Source organism: Burkholderia contaminans (assembly GCF_029633825.1).
GTDB classification, from domain to species: Bacteria; Pseudomonadota; Gammaproteobacteria; order Burkholderiales; family Burkholderiaceae; genus Burkholderia; species Burkholderia contaminans.
The window spans coordinates 3,336,919-3,352,061 of sequence record NZ_CP090640.1 but is presented as its reverse complement, the minus strand read 5'-3'; the positions used below and the strand labels follow the sequence as shown (position 1 = coordinate 3,352,061).

The 15,143-nt window shown below is 66.7% G+C and carries 14 protein-coding genes and 1 tRNA gene; 7 read left to right on the top strand and 8 right to left on the bottom strand.

Going from position 1 to position 15,143, the window contains the following annotated elements:
* Positions 1-36: 36 nt before the first annotated feature.
* Positions 37-3,507, bottom strand: coding sequence for a transcription-repair coupling factor (mfd, locus tag LXE91_RS15625; protein WP_039342856.1), 3,471 nt, complete (start codon positions 3,505-3,507; stop codon positions 37-39).
* Between the two features lie 107 nt (positions 3,508-3,614).
* Here mfd and ispD point away from each other — a divergent pair, with 107 nt between their 5' ends.
* Complete coding sequence (gene ispD, locus LXE91_RS15620) at positions 3,615-4,325, top strand: 2-C-methyl-D-erythritol 4-phosphate cytidylyltransferase (protein WP_011352390.1); 711 nt, start codon at positions 3,615-3,617, stop codon at positions 4,323-4,325.
* A 28-nt stretch (positions 4,326-4,353) separates the two neighbouring features.
* Complete coding sequence (gene ispF, locus LXE91_RS15615; protein ID WP_039342858.1) at positions 4,354-4,839, top strand: 2-C-methyl-D-erythritol 2,4-cyclodiphosphate synthase; 486 nt, start codon at positions 4,354-4,356, stop codon at positions 4,837-4,839.
* 134 nt (positions 4,840-4,973) lie between these two features.
* Here ispF and LXE91_RS15610 read toward each other — a convergent pair whose 3' ends face one another.
* From LXE91_RS15610 to ompR, 4 genes are all read right to left on the bottom strand, one after another.
* Complete coding sequence (locus tag LXE91_RS15610) at positions 4,974-5,501, bottom strand: carboxymuconolactone decarboxylase family protein (RefSeq protein ID WP_011352388.1); 528 nt, start codon at positions 5,499-5,501, stop codon at positions 4,974-4,976.
* A gap of 76 nt (positions 5,502-5,577) precedes the next feature.
* Positions 5,578-6,126, bottom strand: a complete 549-nt coding sequence (locus LXE91_RS15605) for a peroxiredoxin (protein ID WP_034181176.1) — start codon at positions 6,124-6,126, stop codon at positions 5,578-5,580.
* A gap of 189 nt (positions 6,127-6,315) precedes the next feature.
* Complete coding sequence (locus LXE91_RS15600) at positions 6,316-7,677, bottom strand: ATP-binding protein (RefSeq protein ID WP_039342861.1); 1,362 nt, start codon at positions 7,675-7,677, stop codon at positions 6,316-6,318.
* Between the two features lie 40 nt (positions 7,678-7,717).
* A complete protein-coding gene (gene ompR, locus LXE91_RS15595; RefSeq protein WP_006478565.1) occupies positions 7,718-8,452 on the bottom strand; it encodes an osmolarity response regulator transcription factor OmpR in 735 nt (244 codons plus the stop codon).
* A gap of 258 nt (positions 8,453-8,710) precedes the next feature.
* Here ompR and LXE91_RS15590 point away from each other — a divergent pair, with 258 nt between their 5' ends.
* The 3 genes from LXE91_RS15590 to LXE91_RS15580 all read left to right on the top strand — a co-directional run bounded on the left by LXE91_RS15590 (position 8,711) and on the right by LXE91_RS15580 (position 11,921).
* Complete coding sequence (locus LXE91_RS15590) at positions 8,711-8,989, top strand: hypothetical protein (RefSeq protein WP_039342863.1); 279 nt, start codon at positions 8,711-8,713, stop codon at positions 8,987-8,989.
* A gap of 132 nt (positions 8,990-9,121) precedes the next feature.
* On the top strand, positions 9,122-10,633 hold the full coding sequence (locus LXE91_RS15585) for a DUF1800 domain-containing protein (RefSeq protein ID WP_039342905.1): 1,512 nt from the start codon (positions 9,122-9,124) through the stop codon (positions 10,631-10,633).
* A gap of 67 nt (positions 10,634-10,700) precedes the next feature.
* The gene (locus LXE91_RS15580; protein WP_039342864.1) at positions 10,701-11,921 is read left to right on the top strand and encodes a DUF1501 domain-containing protein; all 1,221 of its coding nucleotides are present in this window, start codon (positions 10,701-10,703) and stop codon (positions 11,919-11,921) included.
* A 10-nt stretch (positions 11,922-11,931) separates the two neighbouring features.
* On the opposite strand, the gene hpnD is transcribed toward LXE91_RS15580, so the two are convergent.
* Positions 11,932-12,765: a presqualene diphosphate synthase HpnD gene (gene hpnD / locus LXE91_RS15575; RefSeq protein WP_039342867.1), complete on the bottom strand. Its 834-nt coding sequence runs from the start codon at positions 12,763-12,765 to the stop codon at positions 11,932-11,934.
* Between the two features lie 233 nt (positions 12,766-12,998).
* On the opposite strand from hpnD, the gene LXE91_RS15570 reads away from it, so the two are divergent.
* Together LXE91_RS15570 and LXE91_RS15565 are read left to right on the top strand one after the other, a co-directional pair.
* Positions 12,999-13,085, top strand: a tRNA-Leu gene (locus LXE91_RS15570).
* A 193-nt stretch (positions 13,086-13,278) separates the two neighbouring features.
* On the top strand, positions 13,279-13,572 hold the full coding sequence (locus tag LXE91_RS15565; protein WP_039342869.1) for a hypothetical protein: 294 nt from the start codon (positions 13,279-13,281) through the stop codon (positions 13,570-13,572).
* A 105-nt stretch (positions 13,573-13,677) separates the two neighbouring features.
* Here LXE91_RS15565 and LXE91_RS15560 read toward each other — a convergent pair whose 3' ends face one another.
* The gene (locus LXE91_RS15560) at positions 13,678-13,908 is read right to left on the bottom strand and encodes a hypothetical protein (RefSeq protein WP_039367191.1); all 231 of its coding nucleotides are present in this window, start codon (positions 13,906-13,908) and stop codon (positions 13,678-13,680) included.
* 114 nt (positions 13,909-14,022) lie between these two features.
* Positions 14,023-15,132 (bottom strand): class II histone deacetylase, encoded by a 1,110-nt coding sequence (locus LXE91_RS15555; protein WP_039367189.1) that lies wholly within the window; start codon positions 15,130-15,132, stop codon positions 14,023-14,025.
* Between the last annotated feature and the right edge of the window lie 11 nt (positions 15,133-15,143).

The following is a 15,143-nucleotide window of genomic DNA, read 5'->3' as shown; positions in this document are numbered from 1 at the left end:
GTGCGGTGCAGCAACGCCGCACCCGTCAGTATCGCGTCAGCGCACCGCGGCAGTCGCTCCCTGCTTGGGTCCGAGCGCGCGCAGGGTTTCCTTGATCGTCGACACGCGGATCGCGAGATCGGGCGAGCGCGTCTCGATGCGCAGCTTGTCCTGGCCCGCGAGCTTGATGTGCCGATGCTTCTGCACCATCTCGATGATCCGCATCGGATCGATCGGCGGATTCGGCTCGAACTGCAGCCCGATCGCCACCTCGCTCGCATCGATCTTCACGATGCCGAGCGGCTTCGCGGCGATCCGCAGCCGGTGCGTCTCGACGAGCGCGTGCGCCTGCGGCGGCAGCTTGCCGAAGCGGTCGATCAGCTCTTCCTGGATACCGTCGATCGCGTCGCCGTGCTCGCAGTTCGCGAGCCGCTTGTACAGCGACAGCCGCTCCTGCACGTCCGCGCAGTAGTCGGCCGGCAGGATCGCCGGCGCGTGCAGGTTGATTTCCGTCGTCGCGGCGAGCGGGGCGGTGAGGTCGGGCTCCTTGCCGTTCTTCAGCGCCTTCACCGCGTCGTTCAGCATGTCCGTATAGAGCTGGAAGCCGATCTCGTGGATCTCGCCCGACTGCTTGTCGCCCAGCACTTCGCCGGTGCCGCGGATCTCGAGGTCGTGCATCGCAAGATAGAAGCCGGAGCCCAGTTCCTCCATCTGCTGGATCGCTTCCAGCCGGCGCTGCGCCTGCTTGGTCAGCGCCTGCGGATCGTGGACCAGCAGGTACGCATAGGCCTGGTGATGCGAGCGGCCGACGCGGCCGCGCAGCTGGTGGAGCTGCGCGAGGCCGAACTTGTCCGCGCGGTGCATGATGATCGTGTTCGCGCTCGGCACGTCGATGCCGGTCTCGATGATGGTCGTACACAGCAGCACGTTCGCGCGCTGCGCGACGAAATCGCGCATCACGCGTTCGAGCTCGCGTTCGTGCATCTGGCCGTGCGCGATCACGATGCGGGCTTCCGGTACGAGCGCCTCGAGCATCGCCTTGCGGTTCTCGATCGTCTCGACCTCGTTGTGCAGGAAGTACACCTGGCCGCCGCGCTTCAGCTCGCGCAGCATCGCCTCGCGGATCACGCTTTCTTCCTCGCGGCGCACGAAGGTCTTGATCGCGAGCCGCTTCTGCGGCGCGGTTGCAATGACCGAGAAATCGCGCAGCCCTTCGAGCGCCATCCCGAGCGTGCGCGGGATCGGCGTGGCGGTGAGCGTCAGCACGTCGACTTCCGCACGCAGCGCCTTCAGCGCTTCCTTCTGGCGCACGCCGAAACGGTGTTCCTCGTCGATGATCACGAGGCCGAGGCGCTTGAACTGCACGTCCGACGACAGCAGCTTGTGCGTGCCGATCACGATGTCGACGCTGCCTTCGTTGATCTGCGCGATCGCCGCGTTGACTTCCTTCGTGGTCTTGAAGCGCGACAGCTCGACGATCCGCACCGGCCAGTCGGCGAAGCGGTCGGCGAAGGTCTGCGTGTGCTGCTCGGCGAGCAGCGTGGTCGGCGACAGCAGCGCGACCTGCTTGCCGCCCAGCACCGCGATGAACGCGGCGCGCAGCGCGACCTCGGTCTTGCCGAAGCCGACGTCGCCGCACACGAGGCGGTCCATCGGCTTGCCGCTCGTCATGTCGCCGATCACGGCCGCGATGGCGGCCGCCTGGTCGGGCGTTTCCTCGAAGCCGAAGCTTTCCGCGAACTTCACGTAGTCGCGCGGATCGAGCGAGAACGCGTGGCCTTCGCGGGCCGCGCGGCGCGCGTACAGGTTCAGCAGCTCGGCGGCCGTATCGCGGATCTGCTGCGCGGCCTTGCGCTTCGCGCGCTCCCACTGGCCGGAGCCGAGCGCGTGCAGCGGCGCGCTGTCGGGATCGGCGCCGCTGTAGCGCGAGATCACGTGCAATTGCGCGACCGGCACGTAGAGCTTGCTGTCGCCCGAGTATTCGAGATGCAGGAATTCCGTCTCGCCTTCGCCGAGATCCATCGACACGAGGCCCATGTAGCGGCCGATGCCGTGCTGCGCGTGGACGACCGGGTCGCCCACCTTCAGCTCCGACAGGTCGCGCACCATCGCGTCGACGTTGCTCGCCTGTTCCTGCCGGCGGCGGCCCGCGCGGCGGCCGAGCGCGCCGTACAGTTCGGTCTCGGTGACGATCGCGTAGCCTTCGCCCGGCACCGCGAAGCCGTTCGAGAGCGGCGCGACGCCGAGCGCGAAGCGTGCGTCGCTCTCGAGCCAGCCGGCGAAGTGGTCGTTCGATGTGGGGCGCAGATGGTGTTCGGCGAGCAGTTGGAGGATCGTCTCGCGGCGGCCGGCCGATTCGACGGTCAGCAGCACGCGCTTGCCCGACGATTCGACGAAGGTGCGCAGCGCGGCGAGCGGATCGTCGGCATGGCGATCGACCGTGAGTTCGGGCAGGCCCGTTGCCCAGCCGCCGGCCGGCTGCGCCGGGAGCACGACGCGCGCGAACGGCTTCGCGAATGCGAAGAAATCCTCGTCGGACAGGAACAGGCGCTGCGGTTCGAGGATCGGCCGCTCGCGATCGTGCGCGAGGAACGCATGGCGCTGCTTCGTATCGGCCGTGAAGCGGCGGATCGACGCTTCGAGATCGCCGGTGAACACGAGGTGCGCATCCTGCGGCAGGTAGTGGAACAGCGTGGCGGTTTCGTCGAAGAACAGCGGCAGGTAGTACTCGATGCCGGCCGACGGCACGCCGTTGCCGATGTCCTTGTAGATCGGCGCGCGGCTCGGGTCGCCTTCGAAGGTTTCGCGCCAGCGGCTGCGGAAGGCCGTGCGCGCGGCTTCGTCGAACGGGAACTCGCGGCCGGGCAAAAGACGCACGTCGCGCACCGGGTAGAGGCTGCGCTGCGTGTCCGGGTCGAACGCGCGGATCGAGTCGACCTGGTCGTCGAACAGGTCGATCCGGTACGGCAGCGGCGAGCCCATCGGGTACAGGTCGATCAGCGATCCGCGCACGCAGTATTCGCCGGGCCGCACGACCTGGCTTACGTGCTCGTAGCCGGCCAGCGTGAGCTGCGCCTTCAGCTTCGCCTCGTCGAGCCGCTCGCCCTGCGCGAATGCGAACGTGTACGCGGCCATGAAAGACGCAGGCGGCATCCGGTACAGCGCGGTGGTCGCGGGTACGAGCAGGATGTCGCAGCGGCCCTCGCCGAGGTCGTGCAGCGTCGCGAGACGTTCGGACACGAGGTCCTGGTGCGGCGAGAACGTGTCGTACGGCAGCGTTTCCCAGTCCGGCAGCAGGCGCACGCGCGCGTCGGGTGAAAAGTAGCGGATTTCCTGCGAGAGCCGCTGCGCGTCGACCGCGTTCGCGCAGATCACCGCAAGGAGCGGCACGTCCTGGCGGTTGTCGGCGAGATAACGGGCGATGGCGAGCGCGTCGGCGGAACCATGCGCGCCGTCGAAGGCGAAGCGCTGGCCGGGCTTGACGCGGGCAACGGGCGAGGCGGACGGGGTGGAAGCGTTATCTGGCATAGGGACGACAGGGGTGGCGTGCACGGGCGCATCGCGGTGCGCCGGTCGAGACGAAAGACCTATTATAAAATCCGCTTCTCGATTTCATCTTACCGGCGTTTCCCTTCGTGACTCCCCGACTTTTCGCCCTGATTCCCTGCGCCGGCACCGGCAGCCGTTCCGGCTCGGCCGTGCCGAAGCAATACCGCACGCTGGCCGGCCGCGCGCTGCTGCACTACACGCTTGCCGCGTTCGACGCGTGCAGCGAATTCGCGCAGACGCTCGTCGTCCTCGCGCCCGACGATTCCCATTTCGACGCGCGCCGCTTCGCGGGCCTGCGCTTCGCGGTGCGCCGCTGCGGCGGCGGTTCGCGCCAGGCGTCGGTGCTGAACGGGCTGCTCGAACTGGCCGAATTCGGCGCGACCGACCACGACTGGGTGCTGGTGCACGACGCCGCCCGCCCGGGCATCACGCCGGAACTGATCCGTACGCTCGTCGCAACGCTGAAGGACGATCCGGTCGGCGGCATCGTCGCGCTGCCGGTGGCCGATACGCTCAAGCGCGTGCCGGCCGGCGGCGACGCGATCGCGCGCACCGAGTCGCGCGACGCGCTGTGGCAGGCGCAGACGCCGCAGATGTTCCGCATCGGCATGCTGCGCGAGGCGATCCTGCGCGCGCAGCGCGAAGGGCACGACCTGACCGACGAAGCGAGCGCGATCGAATGGGCCGGCCATACGCCGCGCGTCGTGCAGGGCAGCCTGCGCAATTTCAAGGTCACGTACCCGGAAGATTTCGCGCTTGCGGAAGCGATCCTCGCGCGTTCCACGAACGCTTCCTGACATTCACCCCCTCACAATCGGAATACGCATGGATTTCAGAATCGGACAAGGCTACGACGTGCACCAGCTCGTCGAGGGGCGCGCCCTCATCATCGGCGGTGTGACGATTCCGTACGAACGCGGCCTGCTCGGCCACTCGGATGCGGACGTGCTGTTGCACGCGATCACCGATGCGCTGTTCGGCGCGGCGGCGCTCGGCGACATCGGCCGCCATTTCTCCGACACGGACGCGGCGTTCAAGGGGGCCGACAGCCGCGTGCTGCTGCGCGAGTGCGCCGCACGCATCAAGGCGGCCGGTTTCACGATCCAGAACGTCGACAGCACCGTGATCGCCCAGGCGCCGAAGCTGGCGCCGCATATCGACGGGATGCGCGCGAACATCGCGGCCGATCTCGGGCTGCCGCTCGATCGCGTGAACGTGAAGGCGAAGACCAACGAGAAGCTCGGCTATCTCGGCCGCGGCGAAGGGATCGAGGCGCAGGCCGCCGCACTGCTGGTGAAGCAGGGCGGCTGACGCGAGGCTGCGGCGGCGCGCGGTTCGCCCGCCGCGCCGCGCTGCTGAAATGAAAAATGCCACGCGGATGCGTGGCATTTTCGTTTGGAGCGACTGCCGGGCCGGCGCGGTTGCCGGCCGGGCGGTGCAACCGCTTATTCGCCTTCCGCGGCGATCACTTGCGCGGCGGCGTTGATCACCGACGCGATGCGGCCGACGTCGCGCAGCTGCGTAACGGTCATCCCTTGCTCGTTCTTCAGCAGCGCATAGTGCGACTTCACGCAGAAGTGGCACTTGCCGACGATCGACGCGGCGAGCGCGTACATCTCGAACTTGCGCTTGTCGACGCCACCGTGCGTCGCATACGCGCCCATCCGCAGCTCGGCGCGTTGCGTCTTCAGGTCTGCATCGTCGGCCATCTCGACATACGGATACCAGGTGTTGTTCATCCCCATCAGCGCGGCTGCCGTCAGCACGGCGTTCGTCTCTTCGGGCGACAGGACGCCGGCTTCGCGGATCGTCTTGATGAGCACCGTGCTCTTCGCCGCGATGGCCGCCGCCAGCGCGACGCCGACCGCGTCGGTGCCTTCGAGCGACGAGCGCGAGATCGTGCCGTCGAGGTTCAGGCGAATGTCCTTCGCGTAGTCGGGGATACGTGCCTTAATCGAGTCGATGAATTCCATTGATATCTCCTATGGGTTGGCCGTTAAAAAAGCCCGCAGGCAGGACGTGCGCCGCGGGCTTCGTGCATCGATGCGCTTACAGCGTTGCGCCGCCGACTGCACGGTTGCACGGGCACAGTTCGTCCGTTTGCAGGCCGTCCAGAATCCGCAGGACTTCTTCCGGGCTGCGGCCGACGTTCAGGTTGTTCACCGAAACGTGCTGGATCGTGTTGTCCGGATCGACGATGAACGTTGCACGCAGGGCCACGCCGGCTTCCTTGTCGCGCACGCCGAGCTGGTCGATCAGCTCGCCCTTGACGTCGCCGAACGAGTAGTGGTTCAGCTTGTCGAGGTCCTTATGTTCACGGCGCCATGCGAGCTTGACGAATTCGTTGTCCGAGCTGCCGCCCAGCAGGATGGCATCGCGCTCTTCGAACTGCTTCGTGAGCTTCGCGAATTCGACGATTTCCGTCGGGCACACGAACGTGAAATCCTTCGGATAGAAGTAGATGATCTTCCACTTGCCCGGGAACGACGCTTCGGTGACGGTCTCGAATGCCGACTGGCCGTTTTCCTCGTGATTGTTGAAGCCCGGCTTCGCGGCTACGACGGTGAAAGCTTCGAGTTTATCGCCCACGGTTTTCATGCGGATACTCCTGTATGAGTTGGGAAGAAGACTGAGTCAAGCTACCTCGGTGCTGCAACGATGGTGTGACAGCATGGGCAAAACTATAACACTATTAGTTAGGCGATTCAATAGATTTTGACTAACGATCCTCATAGCTTTTTTCAACCGGATCGATAGTGTGCAGCGCAAGAAGCGTGCGCGAGCGCGTCACGCAGTCGCACGCGCCTTGCCGGCGCCGGGGAATTCGAGCGTGACTTCGAGGCCCGCTTCCGGGTTGCGGTTGCGCAGGCGCAGCGCGCCGCGATAGCGGCCGACCAGGCGCAGCACGATCGCCATCCCGAGGCCCGTGCCGTCCGCCTTGGTGCGGGCGGTGTCGACGCGGTAGAACGGCCGCATCACGAGCGGCAGTTGATCCTCGGGGATGCCGGGGCCTTCGTCGCTCACCGACAGCTCGACGCGCGCGTGCGACACGCGTGTCTCGAGCGTGATGCGCGACACGCCGTCCTGCTTGCTCTGGCCGTACTTGCGCGCGTTCTCGACGAGGTTGCCGATCACGCGGCGCATGTCGGTCTCGTCGGCTTCGATCACCGCGCTCGGCGCGAGCCGTGTGCGGATCTCGACGCCATCCTCGCCCGACACGCGGGCGGCGACTTCCTGCGCGATCGACGATAGATCGACGGGCTCCGGTTTGCGTTGCGACGGGCGCGCGTAGTCGATGAAGGCCGCGATGATGCGGTCCATCTGCTCGATGTCGTCGACCATCGCGTCCTTGGTCGCCTGGTCGGACGGGCTCATCTCGGTTTCGAGCCGCAGCCGCGCGAGCGGCGTGCGCAGGTCATGCGAGATGCCCGCGAGCATCAGCGCGCGGTCGGCCTCGAGCTGTTCGAGGTCGCGCACCATCTGGTTGAAGCTGCGGTTGGTCTCGGCCGCGACGCCCATCCCGCGCTCGGGCAGCAGCTCGGGTGTCTGGCCCGAGCCGATCTGCCGCGCGGCAAGCGCGAGCCGCGAGAACGGCCGGTTCACCAGGCTGGTGATGAACGCTGAGCCGAACAGCGACAACGCGAGCGCGAACAGCCCCCAGCCGGCCCACTGCAGGCCCGTGACGCTGTCGAGCTGGTCGCGGTCGAGCGCGACCCAGTAATCGTCGTCGTCGATCTTGAAGCTGATCCACACGCCGGGAATGTCGTTGACCGACTGGGCGATCACGGTATCGTCGCCGAGGCGGCTGCGGATGTCGTGTTCGATCAGGCGGTTCAGCGATTCGTCGGGCTGCAGCTTGAACTTGTCGGTTTTCTCGCGCGGGTAAACGCGCACGCCCTCGTTGCTCTCGAGATCCTGCAGCAGCGCGCGCCGCAAATCGGGATCGGAATAGAGCAGGGCGGTGCGCGTGAGCTTCACGATCGCGACGAGCTGGAGAGCCACGCGCTGTGCACGCGGCTCGCGCTCGATCACGCGAAAGCTCTGGAACCACGCGGCGAGACTGACCGAGATCAGCAGCGCGATCAGCAGGAAGGTGCGCCAGAACAGCCCGCCGAACGCGAGCTGCAGGAGGCGCCGGTCGATACGCATGGGACGGGCCGTGGGCGGGCGAAACCGGAAAGGAAAAAGATCAGGCGGCGCCGTCCGGGATGAACACGTAGCCGAGGCCCCAGACGGTCTGGATGAAACGCGGGCTGCCCGGATCGGGTTCGATCAGCTTGCGCAGCCGCGAGATCTGCACGTCGAGGCTGCGGTCGAACACTTCGTATTCACGGCCGCGTGCGAGCTCCATCAGCTTTTCGCGCGACAGCGGCTGGCGCGGATGACGCGCGAACACCTTCAGCACCGAGAATTCGCCGGTGGTGAGCGGAATTTCCTGGCCGGATTTCGTCAGCGTGCGCGTGGCGAGGTTCAGCGAGAACTCGCCGAACTCGAACACCTCGGTGGTTTCCGACGGCGCACCCGGCAGTTCGGCCGGCGCCTGGCGGCGCAGCACCGCATGAATGCGCGCCACGAGTTCGCGCGGGTTGAACGGCTTCGGCAGGTAATCGTCGGCGCCCATCTCGAGGCCGACGATGCGATCCACATCCTCGCCCTTCGCGGTGAGCATGATGATCGGCGTGCGGTCGTTGCTGCCGCGCAGGCGGCGGCAGATCGACAGGCCGTCTTCGCCCGGGAGCATCAGGTCGAGCACGAGCAGGTCGAAACGCTCGCGTACCCAGAGCTTGTTCATTGCGGTCGCGTTTTCCGCGACGTAGACATTGAAACCCTGCTCGCCGAGATAGCGGCGCAGCAGGTCGCGCAGGCGCGGGTCGTCGTCGACGACGAGAATCTTGGAGGGGTTTTTCGTTTCCATGATCGGCATCTTATCGCGAATGGGAATTGGCGCACGGCCGCGTATTTTCGTGCGTTACAGTCGGTTACAAAATTTACCCGTAGTGTCGCGCCGAGTAAAGGCAGGCTATAGAGATTCCTTTACTCGAAGCCGAAATTCGGTAGATACTCCCCTGCACTCCATCATTCATCTTTGCACACCCGAATTCCGCAGGGTTTTTCAAGTACCAGAGGTAACCGGTTGCCGCGTGACGAAGGGAACAAATCGACCAAAGAAGCGAGGACGGTCATGCGATCTGCCCGGATTGCACTGATGCTGACGATCGCGCTTGCCGGTCCGTATGCGTCGAACTTCGCGTATGCGCAGCGCCCCGAGCAGGGCGCATCGTCGCGCAAGCTGCCGCGCGGCAAAGCGCCGCAGTCGGATCGTACCGCCGAGACGACGGTCCGTTCCGCCGTGCCTCCCGATCTCGAACAGCGCCGCCGCGACGGGCACATGACGCCCGAGGAACGCCACCTTTTGCGCCAGCACATCGAGGACGCCGTTCGCGAGCTGTACAAGCGCTGACACGCCGTCTTTCTCCCTGCGCGGAATTCACCGCGCGGAAAAGTTTCGTAGCAATTTTTCCGTCAACTTTCGCCTGCCGATTGCCGTTGTACCGGCATCCGCACCGCCGGTGCGCTCCGGGAGTCCATGACGATGAAAGCGAACGCTGCCGCACCGGCGCCGTCGCCCGCCATGCAGTCGCCGCTCGACGCCGACGATGCATTGTTTTTCCTGAGTCGTACCGGATTTTCTCCCGCGCCCGCCGATGTCGCGCGCGTCGTCGGCATGACGCGCGCGCAGGTCGTGGCCGACACGCTCGGCAACGTTCGCCGCGACCCCATCACGACCTGGCCCGACTGGATCGCCGAGTTGCCGCCGACGCGCGCGCAGCGCCAGGCGCTGACGCCCGACATGCGGCGCGACGAGCAGCGCGAGCGCAACGTCCGGTACGATGCGCTACGCGCGGCGTGGGTCAACGAGATGATCGTCACGCCGTCGCCGCTCACCGAGCGCATGACGCTGTTCTGGCACGGGCACTTCACGTCGGGTCAGGACAAGGTGCCTTATCCGCAGACGATGGCGGCGCAGAACGCGCTGTTTCGCCGCGAGGCGCTCGGCAACTTCGGCGTGTTGCTGCATGCGGTCGCGAAGGATCCGGCGATGCTGCAGTACCTCGATGGCGCGAGCAATCGCAAGGGGCGCCCGAACGAGAATTTCGCGCGCGAGGTGATGGAACTGTTCACGCTCGGCGAAGGGCATTACACGCAATACGACGTGACCGAGGCCGCGCGTGCGATGACGGGCTGGACAGTCGATCCCGATACTTATCGCTTCGAGGTTCGGCCGGATTTGCACGACGCCGGCGACAAGACGATCCTCGGCGAAACGGGGCCGTTCGATGGCGACGGCTTTCTCGACATCCTGCTGAAGCGGCCCGGTACCGCGCGTTTCATCGCCGCCAAGCTGTGGCGCGAGTTCGTGTCGGATACCCCCGATCCTGGCGCGCTCGATGCGGTGGCCGACCGGTTTCGCTCGAGCGGCTACGACATTCGGGCGGCGCTCGCCGCGTTGTGGTCGACCGACGCCTTCTGGGATCCTCGCAATCGCGGCGTGCTCGTCAAGTCGCCGGCGGAATTCGTCGTCGGGTCGGTGCGGCTGTTCGACGTGTCGTACGGCGATCCGCAGATGCTCGCGAACACCGTGCGCACGCTCGGGCAGAACCTGTTCTATCCGCCGAACGTGAAGGGCTGGCCGGGCGGCGCGCTGTGGATCAACAGCACCACGCTGCTCGCGCGCAAGCAGTTCGTCGAGCAGCTGTTCCGCGCGACGGAGACGGCCGGCATGCACCCGCCGGCGCATGCGATGGTGCCGCCGCCGAATGCGCCGAATGGCCGCGCACATGCGATGCCGGTGGTCGATACGGCATCCAACGCCGGCATGCACGGCACGCCTGCCAAGCCCGCGCGCGCCGGCCTGCGATTCGACCTCGAACGCTGGCTTTCGCAATATCGCGCGCGGCCGCAGGCGATTGCCGGTTTGTCGACCGAGCTTCAGCTGCAGCATGCGGTGCTGCAAATGTCGCCGGTCGCTGCGATCGACACGGATTCGACCGGCAGCGCGTATCTCGAGGCGCTGCTGATGGATCCGGCCTATCAACTGAAATGATTCGAACGACGATGAAGCGGGGAGCCGGTGCGGCAAAGACGCCGGGCGGTGAACCAAAGGATGCGCGATGAACCGACGTGATTTTCTGACGCTGACGGGCGCGGCGGCCGCGGCCGGCGTGTCGATGTGGCAGGCGCCTGCGATGGCCGCTTCCGTGACACAGGCGGGGCGCCAAGCGGCGGCCGGGTACGCGAACGTGCTGATCCTCGTCGAGCTGAAGGGCGGCAACGACGGCCTCAACACGGTAGTGCCGTATGCGGACCCGCTCTATTACCAGTTCCGCCGCAGCATCGGCATCAAGCGCGAGCAGGTGCTGCAACTCGACGCGCACACGGGGCTGCATCCATCGCTTGCGTCGCTGATGCCGCTGTGGCGCGACGGGCAGGTCGCGGTCGTGCAGGGTGTCGGCTACCCGCAGCCGAACCTGTCGCATTTCCGCTCGATCGAGATCTGGGATACCGCGTCGCGCTCGGATCAATATCTGCACGAAGGCTGGCTGACGCGCACGTTCGCGCAGGCGCCCGTGCCGCCCGGTTTCGCGGCCGACGGCGTCGTGCTCGGCAGCGCCGAGATGGGGCCGCTCTCGAACGGTGCGCGAGCGATCGCGCTCGTCAATCCCGCGCAGTTCATTCGTGCGGCCCGGCTTGCCGAGCCGTCGTCACTGCGCGAACAGAACCCCGCGCTCGCACACATCATCGACGTCGAGAACGACATCGTGAAGGCGGCCGACCGGCTGCGTCCGCGCGGCGGGATGCGTGAATTCAGGACCGCCTTTCCGGCCGGCGCGTTCGGCACGTCGGTCAAGACCGCGATGCAGGTGCTGGCCGCGTGCGAAGCGTCCGGGCCTGGTGCGCAGGATGGTGTCGCGGTGCTGCGCCTGACGCTCAACGGCTTCGATACGCACCAGAACCAGCCGGGGCAGCAGGCTGCGCTGCTCAAGCAGTTCGCGGAAGGGATGAGCGCGATGCGCGGCGCGTTGATCGAACTCGGGCGCTGGAACCAGACGCTCGTGATGACCTATGCGGAATTCGGGCGGCGCGTGCGCGAGAACCAGAGCAACGGCACCGATCACGGCACGGCCGCGCCGCATTTCGTGATGGGCGGCCGCGTGGCCGGCGGGCTGTACGGTGCGCCGCCGGCGCTCGGGCGGCTCGACGGCAACGGCAACCTGCCGGTCGCGGTCGATTTCCGCCAGCTCTACGCGACCGTGCTCGGGCCGTGGTGGGGGCTCGATGCAACGCGCGTGCTGCAGCAGCGCTTCGATACGCTGCCGTTGCTGAAGGCGTGAGGCGTGGAGATCAGCGGCGGCGCGCGGCGCGCCACGCGATCCACAGCTTGCGGATCGGTGTCAGCGCGATGCGCTGATGCAGCACCTGGTAGCCGTCGCGCTCGATTTCGTCGAGCAGCGAGCCGGCCAGTGCGATCTGCGCGCGCAGCGTGCGCTGGGCGCGGCGTTCGGATGCCGGGATCGCCGCTTCGGCGGCCACGAGTGCTTCGCGCGCGCGGGTCGTTTGGAATTGCAGCAATTCGGTGAAGGCCGGGCTGTAGCGGCGGTTCAGCAGATCGGCCGCGGTCACGTTGTAACGCTGCAGTTCGTCGATCGGCAGGTAGATGCGGCCGTGGCGCGCATCGTTGCCGAGGTCCTGCACGAACTGCGCGAGCATCAGTGCGCGGCCGGCGTCCGCGGCCCACGGTTGCGGTTCCGCCGGGTTTGGCGAACTTGCGCGTGCGACCAGCGACGCGAAGGTGCCGCCGGCCTGCGCGATATAACGCTGCAGGTTCGCGAAATCGAGGTAGCGCGCCTGTTCGAGATCCATCCCGTAACCGTTGACGAGCGTACGCAATGCGTCGGCCTCGGCGGCGATCGCCGGATGATGCTGCGCAAGCGCCTTCGTGACCGGGTGCGACGGCTGACCGTCGGCCAGCGCCGCGAGTTCCTTGTGCCACCACGCGAGCTTCGTGTGTCCGACGGTCGGGTCGCTGGTTTCCTTGACGGTTTCCTCGAGTTCGCGGCGCAGCGCGAATAGCGCAGTCAGACGCGGCTGCGTGGCGAGCGGCGCCTGACGCAGCGCGTAGTAGACGCTGGAGCCCGCAGGGGCGGCCTTTTGCTGACAGTAGTCGTCGAAGTTCACGGGCGGAATCGTGTGGGGGCGGGTTCGGGGACGCGCGGCGGCGCGGTGCCGAAACGTCGAGCGCGGCATTCTAGCACCGCTGCACGACGGGTGCCGGCGGGGCGAGACAAGCCCGCACGGATCGGGTAGAATCTCGCGCTCGCCTGATCGGGCGTGCCGGTTACAAGCCGGCGCGATGTCCCGGGCGCGTGGTCACGCATCTTTCGTGCCGCGTGGTCAGGCGACAGAAATGCGCGTGAGTGGCGAAATTGGTAGACGCACCAGGTTTAGGTCCTGACGCCCGCAAGGGTGTGCCGGTTCGAGTCCGGCCTCACGCACCAGAAGTCGAATGCGCCTCAGTCCGGGGCCGTTCACCCAAAAGCGCTGTCGGTCGATTGACCGCAGCGCTTTTTTGTTGATGCCGGTGTTTTTCCCGGTACGAGAGCCGGGGCAAGCGGTGGGCGAATATTCGTGCCGCGTGTAATATTGTGTTCGCTTCCCCTATAAGAAACACAATTACGCCGAGGGCCATCGATGAAAAACACCGTCCGCGTTCCGCTTTTCGTACTGGCGCTGATACTCGCTGCGCCGGCATTTGCCACGACGCCCGCCGACAACATAGCGTGGAGCGCCAAGCCGGTGCAGCGGTTCGTCATGCCCCCGGAGTGTTACGCCTACTCGAAGCGGCAGATTTCGAGCGATGAGTCGTTGACGACGGAACGTGTGCTGATAGCGGCCGCCAGGTTCCTGACCGGCACTGGGCCCACCCTCGTTATCGGCGGGACCCGGGGCACAGTCCCCGATCCGTGTACGTCCTCGGGCCTGTGACCGGCCCGCAAGCGAACTGCGGGAATTCCCGCTTCATCTGAAACAAGTCCGGCACCCAGCGCCGCGCGTCGCCCGACCCGCGGCGCTTCATCATTCCAGGCGCGCTTATTCCCAGAAGCTCCGGATCGCGACCGCCACGATCACCGGCACCGAGAACACCAGCGGGATCGCGAAATACTGCGCTTCGCGATCGACGACCCAGCTATAGATCACCCACGCCGCGCCGATCGCGAACGTGATGAGGCCGACCGTCACGGCGGCGATGTTCAGGACCAGCTTCGAAGGCTGGCGGCGCGCCTTGGCATCGTCATTGTTATCGCGCGGGGACGATTTCATCGGAAGAGTGCGGCTTCGGGCCGAAACGGGGATAAAGGCACAGGAAACCCCATCCGCCCCGATCGCGCAAGAGGGCCGGCGCCGGCCGGCCCTCGTCGCGTCCGCCGGCGCGCTTTACAGCCCGAACGACGTAGCCAGTTCGTCGAGCAATTCCCGCTGGAACGCGACGAACCGTTCGCCCGGCTGCTGCGCGATCGCGAGGTCGAGCATCGGATCGGCGACGTCGGTGCGAACCCCCGCCAGCGCCTCGACGATCGCGAGCCCGCAGAACGGCACGTACGCCTCCGAATAGCCGCCTTCGTGCACGATCACGAGCCGCCCGCCGCAATGGCGTTGGGCGGCTTCCTTCACCGCCCGTGTCATGAACCGGTAGCTGTCGGTATGCAGCTGCATGCGCGCGAGCGGATCGACCGCGCTCGCGTCGAGGCCGCTCGCGATCACGACGAGCTCGGGCCGGAATCGCTCCAGCGCCGGCAGCACGATTCGCTCGAACGCGTAGCGATACGCATCGTCGCCGCTACCCGCGAGCAGCGGCACGTTCAGGTTCGCACCGACACCTGCGCCTTCGCCGCGGTCGTCGGCGCCGCTGTAGCCGGGCGGGAAGCAGCGGTCCTGATGCAGCGAGATCGTCAGCGTGTCCGGATCGTCGTAGTAGATCGACTGCGTGCCGTTGCCATGATGCACGTCCCAGTCGATCACCGCGACGCGCTCGATGCCGTGTTTCGCGCGGGCGGCCTCGATCGCGATCGGGATGTTCGCCAGCAGGCAGAAGCCCATCGGGCGATCGCGCAGGCAATGATGGCCGGGTGGGCGCGACAGCGAGAATGCGTTTGCCGCACGCTCGCCGAGGACCGTGTCGACGGCCGCGATCGCGAGTCCGGCGGACAGCGCGGCGATCTCGTAGCTGCCCTTGCCGAACGGTGCGAGGTCGCCGAGGTCGCCGCCATTCGCATCGCTGAGTGCGCGGAACGCGTCGAGATAGTGCGCGGGGTGAATGCGCAGCAGGTCGGCGGTCGTGGCCGGCTCGGCACCGCGCAGGTCGAGCTGCGCGGCCAGGCCCGAGGCCTGCACGAGCGACAGGAAGCGCCGCTTCGAATCGGGCGATTCCGCGTAGCCCGCGCTCGACGGCGGCTGGACCCAGCCGCCGACCGGGAAGAACAGCGCGTGCGTGCCGCCGGTATGCCAGAAAGTGCGTTCGTCGGTGAAGAAGGCAGTGCGATTCATGGATGTGCGTG